This is a genomic window from Vibrio sp. NH-7, from assembly GCF_053643215.1.
Genome location: NZ_CM132187.1, coordinates 1,071,041 through 1,091,810 on the forward strand (window position 1 = coordinate 1,071,041; position 20,770 = coordinate 1,091,810).

Consider the following 20,770-nt stretch of genomic DNA (forward strand, 5'->3'; position numbering starts at 1 on the left):
TAGTCCAGTAATTTGGCGGGTTATATGCGCCTGACTGATAATTAATCAAAGAGTCAGGCGCTGAGTGATGATGTTATTTGTTGAGGTTGCGCACGGTACAGCGCTCGACAATTTCAGGGTGCATCTCAAACACTCGCTTGTCGTGTTCTTTGTCCTTGATACGCTCTAACAAAATTTCGAACGCGTTCTTACCGACACGTCGTTTCGGTTGGTGAACAGTCGTGAGCGGTGGAGAGAAGTATTCCGCTAACTCGATGTTGTCGTAACCAATAATGGACATATCTTCTGGAATGCGGATACCTTTTTGTTGTAGGCGGCTCATTAGACCCAGTGCCATCGTATCATTGAAGCAGAAAACGGCACTCGGGCGTTTATCCATTGCAACAATCTTGTCTGCGGCTAGGACTGCAGTGTCACATTCAAAGTTACCTTCAAGGATCCAGTCTTCATCAACTGCCAAGTTCGCTTCGTTCATTGCTCGCTTGAAGCCTGCGATACGCTCCTGACATGCTGCTTTTTCGAAGTGCCCGCTCAAACAAGCAATATCTTTGTGGCCACGCTCAATCAGGTATTTAGTCGCTAGATAGCCGCCTTCTTCTGAGTTGTCGATGATTTTGTCAGCTTGTGAGCTCTCAGGACCCCAGTCCATGACCACTTTAGGAATGTCTTTATGACGGTCAAGCATTTCGCTGAGTTCTTCTGTGAGGTCAGAACACATTACCAAGATGCCGTCTACGCGCTTTTCTGCAAGCATGCGGATATAATCGCGTTGCTTCTCATAGATGCCGCCGGTATTACACAAAATCAGCGTGTAACCTTGGCGGTAACAGTAACTCTCAACACCATCAATAACTTCTGAAAAGAAGAGGTTTGTTGATTGAGTCACCAGCATGCCAATCGTTCGTGTTGTATTACACTTTAAGCTTCGAGCAACGGCACTAGGCGCATAGTTTAGCTCTGTTACTGCTTCCATGACCTTTTCTTGGGTCGCTTCGGCAACAAAACGCGTTTTATTAATTACGTGAGATACAGTAGTTGTTGATACGCCGGCTAAGCGCGCTACGTCTTTTATGGTGGCCATAAGGTTTTGTCCTGTCGATGACTGCCACGAAACAATATTCCTAAGTGTAGGATAATCTGGCAGAAAGTATCAGAAACACAAAAACCGCTTATAATTAGCGGTTTGTATTTAATTCGTTCATTTTTATCGTTTGCGGTCACGATTCTAGACCGCAAACAAACTAAGCGCAAATAAAAACGTTTTTGTTCCCTGCTCGTGGTCACAAAAGCTCGTATTTATTCGCCTTTTAGGTAGCGAGAGTCAAGTTCCATAAACGCAACCATTAACATCACAATGGCAGAGTAGAATCCGAAATCATCTAAAGCTTTGCACTTAGCGGCGAACTTTGGCACCCAATTAAGTAGTGCGTGGTTGATGAACTTGTCTTGCTCTTCAAGTGCGTTTTCCATTTCACCATCACTTTCAAGCTCATTCGAGCGAATAATCAGATTACCAAGGAAGTCGAGTTCAATCGCGATATGATCCGCAGGTTCGTTTAGGCTTTCATCAACTTGGACGCCATGCTTTTGCATTAGTGCTTCCATTTCTCTTGCTGGCTCGTCATTAAGTAGTCCGCTTTTGCCCACATACATAGAGGCATATGGAAGGGCAGAGTCTCTGTCTGATTTAAGGAACAAGTCGCAAAAATCTGCGGCTAACTCAAGTTGCGCGTCTTCACGGTCCATAAGTCGATTTAGTGCATCAACTAAGTTGTCGACAGAAGGTTTTAGGTCTGGGTTGTCGCCAAGCCCAGAGAGAAACGAACGAATCTCGGCTGAATGGTATTGGTCTAACGCCTCTTGAGTGAGCTCTTTCGCCAATAAGCTCGATAGCCACCAATAGATTTCCGCGCGTTTTTCATTGAATGATTTAATTTCTTGCATTAGGTCAGGCTCCTAAAATAACTGCGTTTAGTGTACCCAATAAAGATGAACAGCGATAATGTCAGCTGTATAGAATTGAGTCTAAAAATGGAAAAATATGAACAGATGACCTAGGTTTGTCTTGAATCAAGAAAAAATCATCTTTCTTGGTTTTAAAGTAACAAATACTAGAAATGTTACTGTTTATGAATAGAATACTCGTTAGAACGATGACCAATGTAAATAAGTGGTGTAAATGAGCTATCACGTATTAGTTGTAGAAGATGACGCAGTAACTCGCAGCAAGCTAGTTGGTTACTTTCAGAATGAAGGTTACCACGTAAGCGAAGCCGAAAGTGGCGAGCAAATGCGTGATTCACTACAAAACAATGCGATAGATTTAGTGATGTTGGATATCAATCTTCCTGGAGAGGATGGTTTGATGCTAACACGCGAACTTCGCAGTCAGTCAGACATTGGGATTATCCTGGTTACAGGACGCACGGATAGCATTGATAAGATTGTCGGTCTAGAAATGGGCGCCGACGATTATGTCACAAAACCATTTGAGCTAAGAGAGTTGTTAGTTCGTGTCAAAAACTTGCTGTGGCGTATTTCGGCAGCGCGCAATTCATCAGGCACGGTCGATGCAGACAAACAAGATGGCAACATAGTACGCTTTGGTGAGTGGACATTTGATGTTCAACGACGAGCGTTAAGTCGTGCTGGTGAACCAGTGAAGTTGACTAAAGCTGAGTATGAACTGCTGGTTGCGCTGTCGTCTTACCCAAATCAAGTATTGAGCCGTGAGCGCATTTTGAACATGATTAGCCATCGAGTGGATGCACCAAACGATCGTACGATCGATGTTCTCATTCGTCGCATGCGCGCTAAGATGGAATTTGATCCTAAGAACCCTCAAATTTTTGTGACGGTTCACGGTGAAGGTTACATGTTTGCTGGGGACTAACCCTTGAATTGAGTAAAAAACCGAGGCATGTACCTCGGTTTTTTTGTTTTATAGTTGGCTTTCTGGAGCTTCGATGACGTGTTGTTCCTCATACTCCGACGCCCAATCTCTGAGTTTTTGCCACAAGATTCCTAGTGTCTCATGCCAGTAGCGTTCGGTTTGCTCTAGGTAGACTGCCTTGGGTGTGTACTTAGACCAAGGCTCTGTAACGTTATCGTGAGCTAAGTAGTTTGTTGGTGCAGGGTAGGGTTTTAAGCCCGCTGAGTGAAACTCGTTTAATGCCCGTTTCATGTGGCTCGCGGAAGTCACCACGACCATTTTCTTGTGTTTCACAAAGGCGGCAGCTTGGCGTGCTTCTTCCCATGTGTCTTTTGCAGTCTCAAGCAAAATAATATCAGATTTAGACACGCCTAGAGCGAGTGCCACTTTGGCCATCATGCGAGCATTGCTTATGTCTGATTCTCCCGAGTAACCCGACAATATGAGCTTCGAACCAGGATAAATACGCATAACACGAATGCCTTCAGCAAGGCGCATTAAACCTGTGCGGCTTAACTCGGACGTTGGTGGGATTTTGTCATCCACCACATGGCCGCTGCCTAGTACCATCACGTAATCAATCGACTCGTCAACGGGAAAGAACGCAGAATATTGACGCTCAAGTGGCATCAATAGCCGTGAGGAGACTGGCTGAAACGCAATAAGGAACATACCAATAAAAGAGAAAAGAACGATAAAACAGCCGGTCTTTTGATTTCGAGTGAACATGATCAACATCAAGCCCAATAGGCCGATGATAAGCATTGCCGGTAGCGGCATCAGAAGAGAAGAAACCACTTTTTTCAGCTCAAACATACTAAATAGTCCGAAAAAACATCAGTTGATTATTTTTTAAGAGAAACCCTCTTTATTCCTGCTTTTCTTGTGACAGAATAGCAGCACGATTGGACATGATACCCTAAGCTGCTGTGACTGAAGACCGTAATTTCGACGATATTGCCCACAAATTTGCAAAAAATATTTACGGCTCCGATAAAGGAGAGATTCGCCAAGTCATTGTTTGGGAAGACTTAGAGCAACTACTGTCTTCTATTGACGGCGACAAACGTGAATTAACGATATTGGATGCAGGTGGTGGATTAGCACAAATGTCGCAAAAGCTTGCCAAGCTCGGACACCAAGTCGCGTTATGTGATCTATCTTCGGAAATGCTGCAACTGGCGAAACAGGATATTGAAAAAAATAACTTGCTTGAGCAGTATCGCTTGATTCATTCTCCAGTCCAAGAAATTGGTCAACATCTCGATAGTCCAGTTGATATGGTGATGTTCCATGCGGTGATGGAGTGGTTAGTCGACCCGAAAACGGCGCTAGAAAAAGTACTAGAGCAAGTGAAATCTGATGGCGCGGCATCCATCATGTTCTACAACCATCACGGCTTGGTCTACAAAAATGTGGTTTGTGGCAATATTCCTCATGTTCTTGAGGGCATGCCACATCGGAAACGATTTAAATTACAGCCACAGAAAGGCTTAAAACCAGAAGACGTCTACCAATGGATAGAAGATGCTGGGTTTGAAATCTGTGGCAAATCTGGAATTCGTTGTTTTAGTGATTACATAGGGAATATGGAATACACAGGGGATTACCAGTATGAAGATGTATTGGCTTTAGAAAAACAATTGTGTCGACAAGAGCCATACCTCTCATTAGGCCGTTACATTCATGTATGGGCCAAAAAGAAACAGAAACAGGAACAATAATGAGTGAGATAACTCTCAATGCTGCAGAGCAACCAATCGATGAATTGGTGGGCTGGGTAAAGCAGCACGATTTCTCATTAAACCTGACGACAGAGCGGTTAGCATTTTTGATTGCTATCGCGGTACTCAGCAACGAAAGGTTTGATGAAGAATTGGGTGAAGGTGAACTGCATGATGCGTTTACAATCGTCACTCGATTATTTGAAGAGACAGGAGACGCTTCCGCGTTTCGTGCCAACAACGCCATCAATGAGATGGTTAAGCAGCGTCTTATTAGCCGCTTTGTCAGTGAGATTACTGACGGAGCCGCCATATACCGCTTGTCTCCATTAGCGGTAGGTATTACCGACTACTACGTACGCCATCGTGAGTTTTCAAAGCTACGTCTTTCTATCCAGCTGTCTATGGTCGCGGATGAAATGGCGAAAGCGATTGAGGCGGCACAAAAGGGTGGCACACCGGGCCACTGGAAGAAAAACGTATACGGGATCTTGAAATATTCTGTAGGCGAGATCTTCGATCAAATCGACCTCAACCAACGTGTGATGGATGAGCAGCAACAGTCTGTGAAACAACAAATCGCAGACCTGTTAAACAAAGACTGGCGTGAAGCAATCAACAACTGTGAAGCGCTACTGTCAGAAACATCCAGCACGTTGCGTGAACTTCAAGATACGCTGCAAGCTGCCAGCGATGAACTGCAAACTCAGATCCTAGATATTCAAGAAATTGTTCACGGCGATCCTGAGCTTGAGTTCATTGAAGAAGCCTTGTTTGGTCTGCAGATGAAACTGGACCGAATTACAAGCTGGGGTCAGCAAGCGATCGACCTTTGGATTGGTTACGACCGTCACGTACACAAGTTCATCCGTACCGCGATTGATATGGATAAGAACCGTGCATTTAGCTCGCGTCTGCGCCAGTCGGTCAAAGACTATTTTGACGCGCCTTGGTACCTCACCTATGCCGATGCAGAGCGTTTAACTGACCTGCGTGATGAAGCGTTAGTTCTGCGTGATGACGAGGTTACCGGTCAAGTGCCACTGGAAGTGGAATACGAAGAATTTCAACAAGTCAATGATGAGCTGTCTGAGCGTATTGGTGACATGCTCAAAGCGCACAAAGAGCAAGGCTCACCGATTGATCTTGGGGTTGTGTTACGCGATTACCTCGCACAGCATCCTCGCACTCATCATTTCGATTTAGCCCGAATCGTTATCGACCAAGCCGTCCGTCTTGGTTATTCAGAATCGGATTACCAAGCGATTCAGCCAGATTGGCAAGCCATCAACGATTTTGGGGCAAAGGTACAAGCAAATGTCATCGACAGATACTAATGAATACATGCCAGAGAATCTGGTCAAAGCACTCTCTAACCCTCTGTTCCCAGCACTCGACAGTATGCTTCGAGCAGGGCGTCATATCTCAAGCGAAGACTTGGATAACCATGCACTACTCTCCGATTTTGAGGTAGAGCTTTCTTCTTTCTACCAGCGTTACAACACCGAATTGGTGAAAGCGCCAGAAGGTTTCTTTTACCTTCGTCCGCGTTCAACCTCTTTGATTGGCCGTAGTGTGCTTTCTGAACTGGATATGCTGGTGGGGAAGGTACTGTGTTTCCTTTATCTAAGCCCAGAGCGTCTTGCGCACGAAGGCATCTTCACTAACCAAGAGCTCTATGAAGAGCTGTTGGCGCTTGCCGATGAAGCGAAGTTGATGAAGCTAGTAACAAACCGTGCTACCGGCTCTGACCTTGATAAAGAAAAGCTGTTTGAAAAAGTGCGTACGTCACTTCGTCGTCTGCGTCGTCTAGGGATGATCATCAACATCGGTGAAACCGGTAAGTTCAGCATCAGTGAATCGGTATTCCGTTTTGGTGCCGATGTACGTGTTGGCGATGATATGCGTGAAGCGCAGCTACGTCTGATCCGTGACGGTGAAGCGGTCGTGCACACCAAAGAGCCAAGCCAAGGCAGCCTATTGTCTGAAGAAGATCAAGACGACCAAGCCCAAGAAGAAACAACAGAAGAGGGTGAAGCATGAGCATGATTGAACGCGGTAAGTACCAATCGCTGACCATGGTCAACTGGAACGGCTTCTTTGCCCGTACGTTTGACATCGATGGTCTGGTCACCACGCTATCAGGTGGCAACGGTGCAGGTAAATCAACCACAATGGCGGCGTTCATCACCGCATTGATTCCTGACCAAACGCTACTGCACTTCCGTAACACCACAGAAGCAGGCAGCAGCCAATCGTCTCGCGACAAAGGTCTGTACGGTAAGCTACAGCCGGGCGCGTGTTATGCGGCGCTAGATGTGGTGAACTCACGTAACCAACGCCTATTGTTTGCAGTAAAACTGCAGCAAGTAGCGGGTCGTGATAAGAAAGTAGACATCAAACCGTTTGTTATCCAAGGTCTTCCAAGCCATGTGAAACCAACGGATATCTTGATTGAAAGCGTATCAGCGACTCAAGCTCGTGTACGTCAAATCAATGAAGTAAAAGAATCGATCGCAGAATTTGAAGGTGTTCAATTCAAAGCGTTCTCTTCTATCGTGGATTACCACGCGCAAATGTTTGAATTCGGTGTGATTCCGAAGAAACTGCGTAACTCTGGTGACCGTTCTAAATTCTACCGCCTGATCGAAGCATCGCTTTACGGTGGTATCTCAAGTGCGATTACACGCTCGCTACGTGACTACCTTCTGCCACAAAACGGCGGCGTAAAGAAAGCGTTCCAAGATATGGAATCTGCACTGCGTGAAAACCGCATGACGCTAGAAGCGATCAAAACCACGCAAGCAGACCGTGACTTGTTCAAACACTTGATCACAGAGTCGACCAACTACGTGGCGGCGGACTACATGCGTCACGCGAACGATCGTCGTAACAAGCTGGATAAAACGCTGTCATTGCGTTCAGAGCTGTTCGGTTCTCGTGAAACTCTCGTTGAGCAAAACAACCTGCTTAACCGTGTTCAAGAAGAGTTAGAACTGTTAATTGAGTCGGAATCTGCACTAGAGCAAGATTACCAAGCGGCTTCGGATCACTTGCAACTGGTGCAAAACGCATTACGCCAGCAAGAGAAGATCGAACGCTACCAAGAAGATCTTGAAGAGCTGAGTGAGCGTCTTGAAGAACAGATGATGGTAGTGGAAGAAGCGCAAGAACGCGTGATGATGGTGGAAGAGCAAGCTACTGTTGCGGAAGAAGAGGTGGACAGCCTTAAAACGCAACTGGCGGACTACCAACAAGCACTCGACGTTCAGCAAACTCGCGCCCTTCAATACCAACAAGCGGTTCAAGCACTGGAGAAAGCAAAACAGCTACTTGGCGATGACAGCCTAACGGCAGAATTGGCACAAGCGCTTGTCTCTGAGCTTAAGAGCAAAGAATCAGAAAGCACCAACGCGTTGCTATCGGTTAAGCACAAACTGGACATGTCTTCTGCAGCAGCAGAGCAGTTCGAAACGGCGCTTAAACTGGTACAAAGCATCGTTGGTCAAGTTGAGCGTAAAGACGCGTCTGAACATGCGAAAACCGCAATTGCGAAAGCGCGTGAATCTCAGCAAGTTGCGCAAAACGAACAACAATGGCGTGCACAGCACCGTGATCTTGAACGTAGCCTAAACCAGCAACGTCAGGCGCGTGAGCTAGTCAACGAATACCAGAAGCAGTTCCATGTTGAACTGACTGACGAAATCACGTTTGAACAAGAACGTGAGCGTCACGCGATGCAAATCGACTCGCTAGAAATGACGCAAGAAGACGTGCGTGAGCAACGCAGCGAACAGCGTCGTCTAGAGCAAGATGCAGCAGCGGAAATCAACAAGCTAGAAGCCATTGCTCCAACTTGGATTGCGGCGAACGATGCGCTAGAAAAACTGCGTGAACAAAGTGGCGCTGAGCTAGAAGATAGCCAGTCAGTCATGAGCCAAATGCAAGTGGTACTTGAGCAAGAGAAGACCCTTTCTCTGGCGAAAGACAAACTGGCAGAGCGTCGCAGCCAACTTGACTCTGAAATTGAGCGTCTTGCTTCTCCTGGTGGTTCAAACGACCCTCGTCTGAAAGGTTTGGCTGATACTCTGGGCGGCGTATTGCTGTCTGAGATCTACGATGACATCACTATTGATGACGCACCTTACTTCAGTGCGATGTACGGCCCGGCTCGTCACGCTATCGTTGTATCTGACCTATCTGGTATCGAAGAGAAACTGGTAGAGCTAGACGACTGTCCAGAAGACTTGTACATCATTGAAGGTGATATCGATGCCTTTGATGACAGCTCATTCGATGCAGAAGAGTTAGAAGGCGCGGTATGCGTTCGTATGAACGATCGCCAAATGCGTTACTCTCGTTTGCCTGAAATCCCATTGTTTGGTCGTGCAGCACGTGAGCAACGTTTAGAACTGCTACGTAACGAACGTGAGGAAGTGGTTGAGAAGCACGCGAAAGCAGCATTCGATTCGCAAAAAATGCAGCGTCTGTACCAAGCGTTCAACCAGTTTGTGGCAAGCCACATTCAAGTAGCATTCGAAGCTGACCCAGAGCAAGCACTGGCAACCATCCGTGACAAGCGTAACCAAATCGCTCGCGTACTGGCTGATCTGGATGCGAAAGAGCAGCAGCAACGTTCTCAGCTTCAAACCAGCAAGCAAGCGTTGTCTTCTCTAGACAAGCTAGCACCAAACATGGCGTTGATTGAAGATGAATCGCTGCAAGCACGCTTTGATGAGTTGGAAGAGAAAATCGCCCAGCTTTCAGAAGCAAAAGCTTTCCTAAATAACCACGCGAAAGCGGTGGCGGAACTGGAAAAAGTCGCAGTTGCCCTAGATGCTGACCCAGAGCAATTCGATGCGCTAGAAGCAGAATACAAAGCGGCAGACGAACAGCTACAAGTTCTTAAGAAGCAAATTTTTGCACTTTCAGATCTCGTTGAACGTCGCCACTACTTCGCTTACTCAGATTCAGTAGACCTACTGAACAAGAGCAGTGAGCTGAGCGAGCAGCTAAAAGCGAAATTGGTACAAGCTGAACAAATGCGTACCCGCTCTCGTGAAGAGTTGAAACAGTCGCAAGGTCAAATGAACCAATACAACCAAGTATTGGCGTCATTGAAGAGCTCACACCAAGCGAAACTGGAAACGGTTCAAGAATTCAAACAAGAACTTCAAGAGTTTGGCGTTAACGCGGACGAAGGTGCAGAAGAACGTGCAATGCGTCGTCGTGATGAATTGCATGAGCGTCTACACACGTCTCGTAGCCGTAAGAGCGAATACGAGCGCACGATCACCTCTACTGAACTAGAGATGAAAGGCTTGGCGAAACGTCTGAAGAAAGTTCAGAAAGAATACGTTGAGCTACGTACGTTTGTAGTTGCAGCGAAAGCTGGTTGGTGTTCAGTACTTCGTCTGGCGCGCGAAAACGATGTTGAGCGTCGTCTACACAAGCGTGAACTGGCTTACATGTCAGCGGATGAGCTTCGTTCGATGTCGGATAAATCATTGGGTGCGCTGCGTCTAGCGGTTGCGAACAATGACGACTTGCGTGATGCGCTGCGTCTATCAGAAGACAACGCACGTCCAGAGCGTAAAGTTCTGTTCTACATCGCGGTTTACCAACATCTCCGTGAGCGCATTCGTCAGGATATCATCCGTACTGATGATCCAGTTGAAGCGATCGAAGAGATGGAAGTAGAGCTAGCGCGTCTAACAGAAGAGCTAACGCAACGTGAAAACCGCCTAGCGATCAGTTCTGAGTCGGTAGCGAGCATCATCAAGAAGACGATTCAGCGTGAGCAAAACCGTATTCGTATGCTGAACCAAGGCCTGTCGAATATTTCGTTTGGTCAGGTGAAGGGCGTACGTCTAAACGTGAAGATCCGCGAAAGTCACGAAGTGCTATTGAATGGTTTGGCGACACAACAGGAGCAGCATAAAGATCTGTTTGAATCGACTCGCTTTACCTTCTCTGAAGCAATGGCGAAACTGTTCCAACGCGTAAACCCACACATCGATATGGGTCAACGTTCTCCTCAGGTTCTGGGTGAAGAACTGCTGGATTACCGTAACTACCTAGAGCTAAGTGTGGAAGTGAACCGTGGTTCTGACGGTTGGCTACAAGCAGAATCTGGTGCGTTATCAACGGGTGAAGCGATCGGTACTGGTCAGTCAATCCTACTGATGGTTGTTCAAAGCTGGGAAGAAGAATCACGCCGTCTGCGCAGCAAAGACATCGTGCCTTGTCGTCTGTTGTTCCTTGATGAGGCAGCACGTCTGGATGCTAAGTCTATCTCAACGCTATTCGAACTGTGTGACCGCCTGGATATGCAGCTTCTTATCGCAGCACCAGAAAACATCAGCCCAGAGAAAGGTACGACCTACAAACTGGTGCGTAAGGTGTTTAAAGACCACGAGCATGTACACGTAGTGGGTCTGCGTGGTTTTGGTCAAACCGAGAAACCCAAAAGTGAAGTGCAAGAGCTAATCGAAACGCTCTAGAACTGTACTTCAAGTCGTTCATTAAAAAATCCCGCAGTGATAAGCTGCGGGATTTTTTTTATTGTGTAGTTTCGAGTAATGGTCGAACTATCTATATGACAAAACCCGCTAGTTAAGCGGGCTTTGATTGCTGAGAGTGGTTATGTGGTCAGCTCTTTGGCGAAAATACCGAATTGTCTGGCAGCATAAGCGACTCGCTCTTCGGGTTTAGGGTAGTCTGCGCCTAATCCTAAACTTTCGATATGATGCAGTCTTGGCAGTAATCCTGCGCCGTTGGCAATTTGAATTGCTAACCCCGGTCTGGCGTTGAGCTCAAGTACCATGGGACCTTCCTCTTTATCCAAAACCATATCGGTGCCCATGTATCCAAGCCCGGTCATCTCCCAAGCGCTGGAAGCGAGAACCAATAGGCGCTCCCAGTGGGGGACTTGCAGTGTGGCGAGCTCTTTTCCTGTGTCAGGATGATGGGTGATGGGTTGATCAAACTGAACGGCTCGCACAGCGCGTCCTGTCGCGATATCAATGCCCACACCAACAGCGCCTTGGTGCAAGTTGGCTTTCCCATCGGATGCCGCCGTCGAGCAGCGCATCATCGCCATGACAGGGTAGCCTTTGAAAACGATGATACGAACATCAGGTACGCCTTCGTAGCTGAAACCGTCGAAGCAGTCATCGAACTTAATTAGGTTCTCGACAACCGCAACATCGTTCTTACCCCCTAACGAGAAAAGACCAGCGAGCGCGTTACTGATATGGCGCTCAACATCTTCTTGGTTAATGGTCGAGCCAGAAGGTTTGGTATAGATACCATCTTTGTGCGATGTGATAACTAAAATGCCTTTACCACCACTTCCTTGGGCTGGCTTAATCACAAAGCCTGGCCAGTCTTTCACCATATTGTGAATGGTTTTGACTTCGGCCTGATTACTGATCACGCCGATAAGCTCAGGTGTGGTCGCACCATGTTGTTGGGCGATGATTTTGGTTTTCAGTTTGTCGTCCACTAAAGGGTATTTTGCACGATCATTATAACGACCAATGTAACTGTGGTTACGTTGGTTCATCCCCATGATCCCCTTATGGCGGAGTTTGCCCGGCGACGTAAATTGCGAAGTAAAACGTGAGAACATCGTTTAGTCCTCCGCAAGTGGCTTAAAGCGGCGTAGCTCTGTCAAACGGTAACCGGTGTAGGTACCAAGTAGTAAAATACCGGATAGTACAATCAGCTGTAGACCAATAAAGTTAAAGGTTAAGTGCTGGATGTACGGGTTAGTCATCGCTAAATAAACCAGTACAGCAGTCAGTAGTGAACCACCACCTTGCAGAACCACTTCTTTGGCGCCTTCCTCTTCCCATAGAATCGACATACGTTCGATGGTCCATGACAAGATGATCATTGGGAAGAACGTAATCGATAGACCTTCGGTTAAGCCGATCTTAAACGCCACCACAGTAAAGACAGAGATGATCATGATAACCGTGATGATCACCGCCGAAATACGTGCAACAAGCAGTAAGTTAAGCCTTGATAGATAACTTCGAATGACCAAGCCAGTGCCCACAATCAGCAAGAATCCGACGATACCCGTGATCAGCTGAGTCTGAACAAAAGCAACCGCTATCAGAACAGGCATGAAGGTGCCAGATGTTTTCAGACCAATAATGACACGCAAGAAGACCACGATAAGAGCACCAATAGGAATGAGCATGATGGTCTTAAACATCGCTTGCTCTTCAAGCGGTAAGCTGTGGATCGAGAAGTTGATCAAACCATCGGCGGAGACTTTGTCGTTGGTTGCTTGCTGTGGGGAAACCTCTTGAGCAATCATCGAGAAGTGGACTTGGCTGTTTTGCCCACCCATAAGATCAAGTAGAGACACATTTGATTCATCCCAAACCAAGATATTTTCTGCAATAACTTGGTCTGCCTTTTCTGGATTAAACAGAACCCATTGTTTTCCGTCCCATACTTGGTTCATGTGCTGAATGGATTGACGGCGGCGACCATCTTCCAGCTCGATAACACCAACAACCTTTCCTGGAACCTTGGCGTAAGCCAGCATTTTGTCGATCGCTTCGACTTTCGACATCTTATTCAGAAGCAAAGACGCATTTTGGCTTTCTGAATCGTTGATAGTCTTGACCAGTTCACGAGTAAAAGTGACATCGTCGGCTGAACGCTGATTGGCTCGTTCAATCAAGGCAATCGCAGCGGCTTCTGTTGGCCCATCGAAAGTGGGTTGAGTGATTTCTTGGCTTGGCGGAATCGCGTCGACTTTGGCTTGTGGGTCAACAAGAAACTTCACTTTGTAGTAGATGGTTTGAGCGCCAGTCGCTTGGCGAATAGACCATTCTGCGCGACGACCAGAGTCGGTATTGACGTAAGAGACGCCGTAGCCTGGAGAAGAGGAGGATTCATCAATTAACGTGAAGCCGTTTTGGGTATGAGGTGCCGCCAATGATGCCTTAACTGGCTTAGCTTGGGCATTGAACTCAACTCGCGCTTCAATATCCCACACTTGACGGGTTTCACCTGGAGTCCAAGGAACACCGTATGTTTGATGACGGAACATGCTGAGCGCTATACCGGCTAAAATGAGTAGCACAACCGATATATAAAAAGGGACTTTGGATGTCATAAGCTACCTTATTATTTTTGGACGTCCGTGTGGATGTATTTTTTACTTACATCAACCACTGCAATGTCGCGAATGAACTCGCGGCCTAGAAGCACAGGATGACTCATTTGCGAGCGATCTGCCAAGGTAAATTGCGCTTTTTCATGGATTTTTCCGAGCTTAACCCATAATTCGATCACCGCACGTCTTTCAACTTCATCATTGGTGGATTGGCGTATTTTCACATAGCGGATAATAGGCGATTCGATCCAGTTTTCTTCCGTGAGCGGTGTTTCACCATCAGACAAGTGGAAACGAACCCAGTTTTTTCCGTTGCGCTCAAACTCTTCAATATCCACGGCATTGAGCGACGACGTTGCCGCGCCAGTATCAACACGTGCATCAAATGCTTGTTTGATCGCATCGATAGTTACTTTTTCTACTTCCCCAAGGACAATCTGATGTGTTGGTGTCGCTTTTACAGGGGCAGGCGCTGGGATAACGACGGGTTTATTTTTAATTTTTACTTCCGCCATGATTTCATCTTTAAACGTGGCCAACTCACGATCGAGCGTATCAATCTGAGCTTCAAGGCTTTCGATGTAATCGTTTTGGTTATTGATCTGGAGCGAGAGGTTCTCCATTTTGTTCGAGAAGTTAGATTCAGAAGCTTGAATGGCTGCGAGCGTTTCATTGTGGTACTGCTCGCCTTTTGTCAGCGCGCAGCCTGAAAGCAAGACTAATGCGACAACGGGAGTCAATCTGGTTAGCATGAATAAACCTGACATTGATTAAAGTAGTGTGAAATAAGAAGTTTAGCGTATTAACCGAATCCCTCACAACCAACAGTTGAGACAGAGCTCTCATCCTGTAAGGATTGATAAGTGATTACAAAAAATAAGGGCGCAACGCACCCCTATTTAGGAAATATCGATGTTTGCGCAGAGTAACCTTTAATCGCTGAAAATGGGTTAACTCTTTGTCAAATCATCGGCTGTGAATCTCAAACTATCATTATGGCTTGTTTGCAACCAACACGGCTCGACGAGGTGCGGGATGCCCTTCGACGGTTTTACTTGGATCGTTTGGATCAAGGTAGTCGGGAAGTGAATTGTGAGTCATCCACTCCGTCGTGCGCTGCTCACCCGTCGTGGTGACGTTTTCGTCGACAATACGCACGTTTTCAAAGCCAACATTTTCCAGCCAGACTTTTAACGCACGCGCTGAAGGGAAGAAGTAGACATTACGCATCTGAGCGTAGCGATCTACTGGAACCAACACCGCATTCTCATCTCCTTCGATGACGAGCGTCTCAAGTACCAGCTCTCCGCCAGATACGAGTTGGTTTTTAAGTTGGATAAGGTGCTCAAGAGGAGAGACTCGATGGTAAAGCACCCCCATGCTAAATACAGTATCAAATGCTTCAAGCTTTGGTAGTTGCTCAATACCAAGTGGTAATAAATGCGCGCGTTGATCGCCACCCATCAATTTGCGAATAGCTTCAAACTGAATAAGGAATAAGTGAGAAGGATCAATACCGACAGTAAGTCGAGCGCCTTCACCGAGCATGCGCCACATGTGGTAGCCGTTACCACAGCCAACATCCAATACGCTGCGGTTTTTCAGTGGTGAGATATGCGGAAGAACGCGATCCCATTTCCAGTCACTGCGCCATTCAGTATCGATATGAATGCCGTGCACGGTGTAAGGACCTTTACGCCATGGATGAAACGTGCGTAACAGGTTCTCCAGTTTTTTTAATTCACCAGTGTGGAATGGTACATCATTGGCGATGGTGACGGAGTTCTTGATGTCGATCTGATCAGGCGAACCTTCAGGGATTTTGTTCAGTGCTTTTACCCAGCGACCAAAATCGCCATGTTCTGCGTTTGCCCAATCGGTTAATTGTTGAGGTAGTACATTTAGCCACGGTTGAAGACGCGTGTCTTGCGCGATTAACTGATAAAAATTAGCAAAATTAAACATAGTTTTTCACTGAGTAAGTAATTAAAAAATTTAGCAAAGAGCGGGCTGTGTTCTGTTTCTATTTGATAGCGAACATCGAGCCAAAGTTAAAGCACTGGAACCAAACATCGTAGCTGCTGAAGCCAATTTGAGCAAAACGCTCTTTGTGCTCTTTTTTCGAGTCTGGGCGCATGACGTTCTCAATTGCGCTCCGTTTTTGGCTGATCTCGAGTTCACTGTAGCCATTGGCGCGTTTGAAATCATGGTGAAGATCGATAAGGAGCTCATTTGAGACCTGATCTTCGAATACATATTTTTCAGATAGAATTAAAATACCGCCAGGGCGCAGGCCAGCGTAGATCTTTTCCAACAGCGTGTAGCGATCTTCTGGTGATAAGAACTGAAGGGTGAAGTTTAAGACGACAACGGACGCATTTTCGATATCAATATTGCGAATATCAGCTTCCACGACATTGACCGGCGTGTCGCTGCGGTAAGCATTCACATGAAGCTTACAACGCTCTACCATCGCTGAAGAATTATCGACAGCAATAATCTGACAACCTTCTTGTTTGATATGGCGACGCATTGAAAGTGTTGCCGCACCCAACGAACAGCCAAGGTCGTAAATGTTTGAGTGTGGTTTTACAAACCGTTCTGCCAGCATGCCAATTGCAGAGATGATGTTGCTGTAACCCGGCACCGAACGTTGAATCATGTCAGGAAAGACTTCCGCCACACGCTCATCGAAGGTGAAATCCCCAATTTTATCGATTGGAGCCGAAAAAATAGTATCTGGATTGCTCTTAGGGTTCATAAATCATTTCTCATCAGGCACAAACACGAAGTTTGCGTGGTCTACAGACGTTAAAAAGGCGCGTATTTTATGGGAAATTCGCGCCTATGTCATGCTTTGCCGCAATTGAGTTTAGAACATCTGTATTTGATTATTGCCATTATCGGCAGGAAAGCGGCTCAAATCCGGTAACGAACACGTCGTTTGCAGTTGTTGATAGAGTTTCAGTGCCAGTTCCGGTGCGATTAGATTGTCTGAAGTATGGATAAATAAGTAGGGTTGCTTTCCCTGTGAAATCCACTCTGGGAGCTTTTTTATCCAAGGCTGGAAAAAAGCGTTGTTGACGTCATCAACAGGGTGGCCAATAAAACGAATCATTGGATGGTCGGATGTGGCTATCGCGTGTACAGGGACTTTGGGCTTTTTCTTTTGCGCGTCCAATAGCGATTCATAGTGCGGGTGCGAGGGCGTGATCTGCTCTGAAAAAACAGGTCTGCTATCCATAATAATTCGGTCGTATTGTTGCTCTATTAACCACTGGTTGAGTGCTTTTTCTGCGTACCCCTTGGCAAAAAAATCGGGATGACGTACTTCGATACCGATTGGAAAATTGGGTGGGAATAAGGTGCAAAAACGTTTCAGAGTATCCAAGTTTTGTGGGCCAAATGCGGCTGGCAGTTGAATCGTCCACTGACCTATGCGTTCGTGTAAAGGCGCCATAATTTGCATGAACTCTTTTAACTGAGCTTGGCAGCCTTTCAACATGTGTTGGTGGGTTATTGCTTGCGGCAATTTAAAGGTGAAACGGAAGTCTTCATGGGTGGCGGCTTTCCAGTTGTTCACCGTACTTGAACTTGGCGTAGCGTAAAAGGTGGTATTCCCCTCAACGGTGTGGAACACCTGCGCGTATTTTTCAAGGCGTTCGGCAGGCTTGGTACCGCTACCGTAAAAGCTTTGTTGCCAGTTGTTGTGCGACCACATTGTGAGGCCAAGTCGAAGGGGTAAACTGTCCATATCTCGTTATCGTTGTGAGTGTCTATATTTAGCTCATCAGAGCTTTGCCCAGAGGCCTGTAATAAGGCTATAATCTGCAGCTATTTTTCCATATTGCGACTGTTTTAAGCCGTTATTGGTTTAAAAAGCATCAATGGATAATAAATCGCAATAAATTGTACGCTAGGTGGTCGATTTCATCCCACTTTCAGCGTATAAATGGACTTTTGCTCTATCGATAACGTTAACATCGATAGATAGTAATCAACAAATTTTAAGAGATTGGGAATTTCATTATGCGTACCCATTACTGTGGTCACCTGAACAAGTCCCTTGCAGGACAAACTGTAGAACTTTGCGGCTGGGTTAACCGTCGTCGTGATTTAGGCGGTCTTATTTTTATCGATATGCGAGATCGTGAAGGCGTTGTTCAGGTAGTTGTCGATCCAGATATGGCAGACGCGTATGAGGTGGCTAACACACTGCGTAATGAATTCTGTATCAAGCTAACGGGTGAAGTTCGCGTTCGTCCAGACAGCCAAGTAAACAAAGACATGGCAACAGGTGAAGTTGAAATTATCGCTAAAGGCCTTGAGATCATCAACCGCTCAGATGTGCTGCCTCTAGACTTCAACCAGAAGAACTCAGAAGAGCAACGTCTGAAGTACCGTTACCTAGATCTACGTCGTCCAGAAATGAGCGATCGCATCAAGCTACGTGCTAAAGCGTCTAGCTTTGTTCGTCGTTTCCTAGATGACAACGGCTTCCTAGACATCGAAACACCAGTACTAACTAAAGCGACACCAGAAGGCGCTCGTGACTACCTAGTACCAAGTCGTGTGCACAAAGGCAGCTTTTACGCGCTTCCTCAGTCTCCACAGTTATTCAAACAGCTTCTAATGATGTCTGGTTTTGACCGTTACTACCAAATCGTTAAGTGTTTCCGTGATGAAGACTTGCGTGCTGACCGTCAACCAGAATTCACTCAGATCGATATCGAAACGTCATTCATGACGGCTGATGAAGTTCGTGCAACGACTGAAAAAATGGTTCGCGATATGTGGCAAGAGCTACTAAGCGTTGACCTAGGTGAGTTCCCGGTAATGCCGTTCAGCGAAGCAATTCGTCGTTTCGGTAGCGACAAGCCAGACCTACGTAACCCACTAGAGCTAGTAGATGTTGCTGACCTAGTAAAAGACGTTGAGTTCAAAGTATTCTCAGGCCCTGCAAACGATGAGAAAGGTCGCGTTGCGGTAATCCGCGTTCCGGGTGGTGCATCTTTGACTCGTAAACAAATCGACGGTTACGGTGAGTTTGTAGGTATCTACGGTGCGAAAGGTCTAGCTTGGATGAAGGTGAACGACCGCGCTGCAGGCTTGGAAGGTATCCAATCTCCAGTTGCTAAATTCCTAAGCGAAGACGTGATCAACGGTATTCTAGATCGCACTCAAGCGGAATCTGGCGACATCATCCTATTCGGTGCAGACAAAGCGAACATCGTTGCTGAAGCTCTGGGCGCACTTCGTCTTAAGTTAGGTAAAGATCTAGAGTTGACAGACGAGAACGCATGGGCGCCGCTATGGGTTGTGGATTTCCCAATGTTTGAAGAAGATGATGAAGGCAACCTACACGCAATGCACCACCCATTCACATCGCCTCTAGGTGTGACTGCGGAAGAGCTAAAAGCGAACCCTGCAGCGGCAAACTCTAACGCTTACGACATGGTTCTAAACGGCTACGAAGTAGGCGGTGGTTCTGTTCGTATCCACGATGCAGAGATGCAAGCGGCAGTCTTTGATATTCTGGGCATCGAAGCTGATGAGCAACAACTGAAATTCGGCTTCCTACTGGACGCTCTAAAATTCGGTACGCCTCCACACGCTGGCCTTGCTTTCGGTCTAGACCGTCTAGTGATGCTGCTATGTGGTACAGAGAACATCCGTGATGTTATCGCGTTCCCTAAAACAACAGCGGCGGCGTGTCTACTAACAGACGCACCAAGCCTTGCGAACCCAGCGGCTCTAGAAGAGCTAGCGATTGCCGTAAAAGCTGCAGAGAAGAAAGACGAAGAGTAAGCTTCTCATTGAAACTTTTTGTGACAAACCGCTTCGATTGAAGCGGTTTTTTTGTCTCTGAAGTATGGAGTTTTGTTGCTGATGTGTTAAAAGATACGTAACGCTATACAAGTAATGATAAAAACATGAGTAACCACCCAGTTCACTGTAATGCCACGCATCAATTGAGGCGCAAAGTACTAATCGGTATGTGTGTCGTTCTTGGAATCGTTGGTTTGTTGTTTGGGCTCGCGAATCTTTTCTATTTTGACGCTCAAGCCAATACGCTGGGCATGATCGAAATTGTTTACTCGATTGCATCGTTTTCAATGCTTTGGTATGTCTGGAGGAATGAGCCGCCAAGTTGGTTTCTTGTCTTTCATTGCGCGGTCCTCACCGCTTTGATCTGCTACGGCACTTATGCCAGTCGTATAGAGAGCTCCGTTTACTTGTGGGCAATAGCGTTACCAACCGTTTTCTACTTAGCTCTTGGGTTGCGTGTTGGCTTCTACTGGAGCTTGATTTGTCTTCTTATCGAATTGTTGGTGCTCAACAGCGCAATGACTGACTCGCAATTGATGCGACCTGCCGTTTTCCTCAACTTTGTCCTTGCCTATGTTTTTGTCTGGACCATATCCCATGTCTATGAAGATAGTAGGGTGAAAGGCGTGGACAGGCTGAACTCTCTTGCCCATCAAGATGCTTTGACCGGGGCACAGAATCGTCTGTCACTTGTCACCACCTTTGACCAAAAAGGGGAACAACTCAATGGAAGTTATTTATTAACGTTGGACATTGATGATTTTAAGGTTATCAATGACAGTTACGGTCATGCGGCGGGGGATGATGTACTAAAACAAGTCGTTAGCCGATTATCGAGCTTGGTTGGAGAGCAAAATATTTTTCGCATGGGAGGTGAAGAGTTTGTCTTGGTGCTCCCTAATAAGATCGTCAAGCATCAAGGGCTTTCTACTCTTGCACACAAGTTGCAGGGCTGCATTGTTGCAAAACCAATTCTTTTTCAGGGTAACGAACTTGAGGTGACTTTTAGCGCTGGCATTGATCAGTACTTGAAAAATAAAGGGTTAGATAAGACTCTGTCGAACGCGGATCACGATCTCTATCTTGCAAAAAAAGCGGGCAAGAGAAGCACTTACTATCAAGGAGAAGTGCTTTCTTGACGGT

At 46.5% G+C, this 20,770-nt stretch carries 16 protein-coding genes; 7 read left to right on the plus strand and 9 right to left on the minus strand.

The features are described from left to right. Window positions 1-73: 73 nt before the first annotated feature. Window positions 74-1,081, minus strand: coding sequence for an HTH-type transcriptional repressor PurR (gene purR, locus ACUALS_RS05095; RefSeq protein ID WP_005470597.1), 1,008 nt, complete (start codon window positions 1,079-1,081; stop codon window positions 74-76). 215 nt (window positions 1,082-1,296) lie between these two features. After that, the gene (gene torD, locus ACUALS_RS05100; RefSeq protein WP_454448997.1) at window positions 1,297-1,944 is read right to left on the minus strand and encodes a molecular chaperone TorD; all 648 of its coding nucleotides are present in this window, start codon (window positions 1,942-1,944) and stop codon (window positions 1,297-1,299) included. A gap of 235 nt (window positions 1,945-2,179) precedes the next feature. Here torD and torR point away from each other — a divergent pair, with 235 nt between their 5' ends. Beyond that, entirely contained in the window at window positions 2,180-2,893 is a 714-nt protein-coding gene (gene torR / locus ACUALS_RS05105) for a two-component system response regulator TorR (RefSeq protein ID WP_005470487.1), read from the plus strand. A gap of 48 nt (window positions 2,894-2,941) precedes the next feature. Here torR and elyC read toward each other — a convergent pair whose 3' ends face one another. Continuing rightward, window positions 2,942-3,748: an envelope biogenesis factor ElyC gene (gene elyC, locus ACUALS_RS05110; RefSeq protein WP_454448998.1), complete on the minus strand. Its 807-nt coding sequence runs from the start codon at window positions 3,746-3,748 to the stop codon at window positions 2,942-2,944. Between the two features lie 113 nt (window positions 3,749-3,861). Between elyC and cmoM the strand changes: the two genes are divergently transcribed. The 4 genes from cmoM to mukB are packed head-to-tail and all read left to right on the plus strand — an operon-like array spanning window position 3,862 to window position 11,159. Then, window positions 3,862-4,656 carry a tRNA uridine 5-oxyacetic acid(34) methyltransferase CmoM gene (gene cmoM / locus ACUALS_RS05115; protein ID WP_454448999.1) on the plus strand — a complete coding sequence of 265 codons (795 nt, stop codon included), beginning with the start codon at window positions 3,862-3,864 and terminating at the stop codon, window positions 4,654-4,656. Beyond that, window positions 4,656-5,993, plus strand: coding sequence for a chromosome partition protein MukF (gene mukF / locus ACUALS_RS05120; protein ID WP_454449000.1), 1,338 nt, complete (start codon window positions 4,656-4,658; stop codon window positions 5,991-5,993). The genes cmoM and mukF overlap by 1 nt, the downstream gene beginning before the upstream one ends. Next, complete coding sequence (gene mukE / locus ACUALS_RS05125; protein WP_038138875.1) at window positions 5,974-6,699, plus strand: chromosome partition protein MukE; 726 nt, start codon at window positions 5,974-5,976, stop codon at window positions 6,697-6,699. The genes mukF and mukE overlap by 20 nt, the downstream gene beginning before the upstream one ends. A 2-nt stretch (window positions 6,700-6,701) precedes the next feature. Continuing rightward, window positions 6,702-11,159 carry a chromosome partition protein MukB gene (gene mukB / locus ACUALS_RS05130; protein WP_454449221.1) on the plus strand — a complete coding sequence of 1,486 codons (4,458 nt, stop codon included), beginning with the start codon at window positions 6,702-6,704 and terminating at the stop codon, window positions 11,157-11,159. Window positions 11,160-11,299: 140 nt separating this feature from the next. Here mukB and ACUALS_RS05135 read toward each other — a convergent pair whose 3' ends face one another. From ACUALS_RS05135 to ACUALS_RS05160, 6 genes are all read right to left on the minus strand, one after another. Beyond that, entirely contained in the window at window positions 11,300-12,289 is a 990-nt protein-coding gene (locus ACUALS_RS05135) for an alpha-L-glutamate ligase-like protein (RefSeq protein WP_038212957.1), read from the minus strand. Window positions 12,290-12,292: 3 nt separating this feature from the next. Beyond that, complete coding sequence (locus ACUALS_RS05140) at window positions 12,293-13,798, minus strand: inactive transglutaminase family protein (RefSeq protein ID WP_039626244.1); 1,506 nt, start codon at window positions 13,796-13,798, stop codon at window positions 12,293-12,295. An 11-nt stretch (window positions 13,799-13,809) separates the two neighbouring features. Then, window positions 13,810-14,550: an ATP-dependent zinc protease family protein gene (locus ACUALS_RS05145; RefSeq protein ID WP_454449001.1), complete on the minus strand. Its 741-nt coding sequence runs from the start codon at window positions 14,548-14,550 to the stop codon at window positions 13,810-13,812. 241 nt (window positions 14,551-14,791) lie between these two features. Beyond that, window positions 14,792-15,763: a tRNA 5-methoxyuridine(34)/uridine 5-oxyacetic acid(34) synthase CmoB gene (cmoB, locus tag ACUALS_RS05150; RefSeq protein ID WP_005470563.1), complete on the minus strand. Its 972-nt coding sequence runs from the start codon at window positions 15,761-15,763 to the stop codon at window positions 14,792-14,794. Between the two features lie 58 nt (window positions 15,764-15,821). Beyond that, entirely contained in the window at window positions 15,822-16,559 is a 738-nt protein-coding gene (gene cmoA, locus ACUALS_RS05155) for a carboxy-S-adenosyl-L-methionine synthase CmoA (RefSeq protein WP_038138861.1), read from the minus strand. A gap of 111 nt (window positions 16,560-16,670) precedes the next feature. Next, entirely contained in the window at window positions 16,671-17,552 is an 882-nt protein-coding gene (locus tag ACUALS_RS05160) for a DUF72 domain-containing protein (protein ID WP_454449002.1), read from the minus strand. A gap of 275 nt (window positions 17,553-17,827) precedes the next feature. Here ACUALS_RS05160 and aspS point away from each other — a divergent pair, with 275 nt between their 5' ends. Further along, the gene (aspS, locus tag ACUALS_RS05165; RefSeq protein ID WP_454449003.1) at window positions 17,828-19,606 is read left to right on the plus strand and encodes an aspartate--tRNA ligase; all 1,779 of its coding nucleotides are present in this window, start codon (window positions 17,828-17,830) and stop codon (window positions 19,604-19,606) included. Window positions 19,607-19,731: 125 nt separating this feature from the next. After that, on the plus strand, window positions 19,732-20,766 hold the full coding sequence (locus tag ACUALS_RS05170) for a GGDEF domain-containing protein (protein ID WP_454449004.1): 1,035 nt from the start codon (window positions 19,732-19,734) through the stop codon (window positions 20,764-20,766). The last annotated feature ends 4 nt before the right edge of the window (window positions 20,767-20,770 follow it).

What these genes read in the sequence shown, in the direction of transcription:
- cmoB (WP_005470563.1), bottom strand. Translation starts at nt 15,763, where the DNA reads ATGTTTAATTTTGCTAATTTTTATCAGTTAATCGCGCAAGACACGCGT.
- elyC (WP_454448998.1), bottom strand. Translation starts at nt 3,748, where the DNA reads ATGTTTGAGCTGAAAAAAGTGGTTTCTTCTCTTCTGATGCCGCTACCG.
- ACUALS_RS05135 (WP_038212957.1), bottom strand. Translation starts at nt 12,289, where the DNA reads ATGTTCTCACGTTTTACTTCGCAATTTACGTCGCCGGGCAAACTCCGC.
- mukE (WP_038138875.1), top strand. Translation starts at nt 5,974, where the DNA reads ATGTCATCGACAGATACTAATGAATACATGCCAGAGAATCTGGTCAAA.
- ACUALS_RS05160 (WP_454449002.1), bottom strand. Translation starts at nt 17,552, where the DNA reads ATGGACAGTTTACCCCTTCGACTTGGCCTCACAATGTGGTCGCACAAC.
- cmoA (WP_038138861.1), bottom strand. Translation starts at nt 16,559, where the DNA reads ATGAACCCTAAGAGCAATCCAGATACTATTTTTTCGGCTCCAATCGAT.
- torR (WP_005470487.1), top strand. Translation starts at nt 2,180, where the DNA reads ATGAGCTATCACGTATTAGTTGTAGAAGATGACGCAGTAACTCGCAGC.
- aspS (WP_454449003.1), top strand. Translation starts at nt 17,828, where the DNA reads ATGCGTACCCATTACTGTGGTCACCTGAACAAGTCCCTTGCAGGACAA.
- ACUALS_RS05145 (WP_454449001.1), bottom strand. Translation starts at nt 14,550, where the DNA reads ATGCTAACCAGATTGACTCCCGTTGTCGCATTAGTCTTGCTTTCAGGC.
- mukF (WP_454449000.1), top strand. Translation starts at nt 4,656, where the DNA reads ATGAGTGAGATAACTCTCAATGCTGCAGAGCAACCAATCGATGAATTG.
- purR (WP_005470597.1), bottom strand. Translation starts at nt 1,081, where the DNA reads ATGGCCACCATAAAAGACGTAGCGCGCTTAGCCGGCGTATCAACAACT.
- mukB (WP_454449221.1), top strand. Translation starts at nt 6,702, where the DNA reads ATGATTGAACGCGGTAAGTACCAATCGCTGACCATGGTCAACTGGAAC.
- ACUALS_RS05170 (WP_454449004.1), top strand. Translation starts at nt 19,732, where the DNA reads ATGAGTAACCACCCAGTTCACTGTAATGCCACGCATCAATTGAGGCGC.
- ACUALS_RS05140 (WP_039626244.1), bottom strand. Translation starts at nt 13,798, where the DNA reads ATGACATCCAAAGTCCCTTTTTATATATCGGTTGTGCTACTCATTTTA.
- torD (WP_454448997.1), bottom strand. Translation starts at nt 1,944, where the DNA reads ATGCAAGAAATTAAATCATTCAATGAAAAACGCGCGGAAATCTATTGG.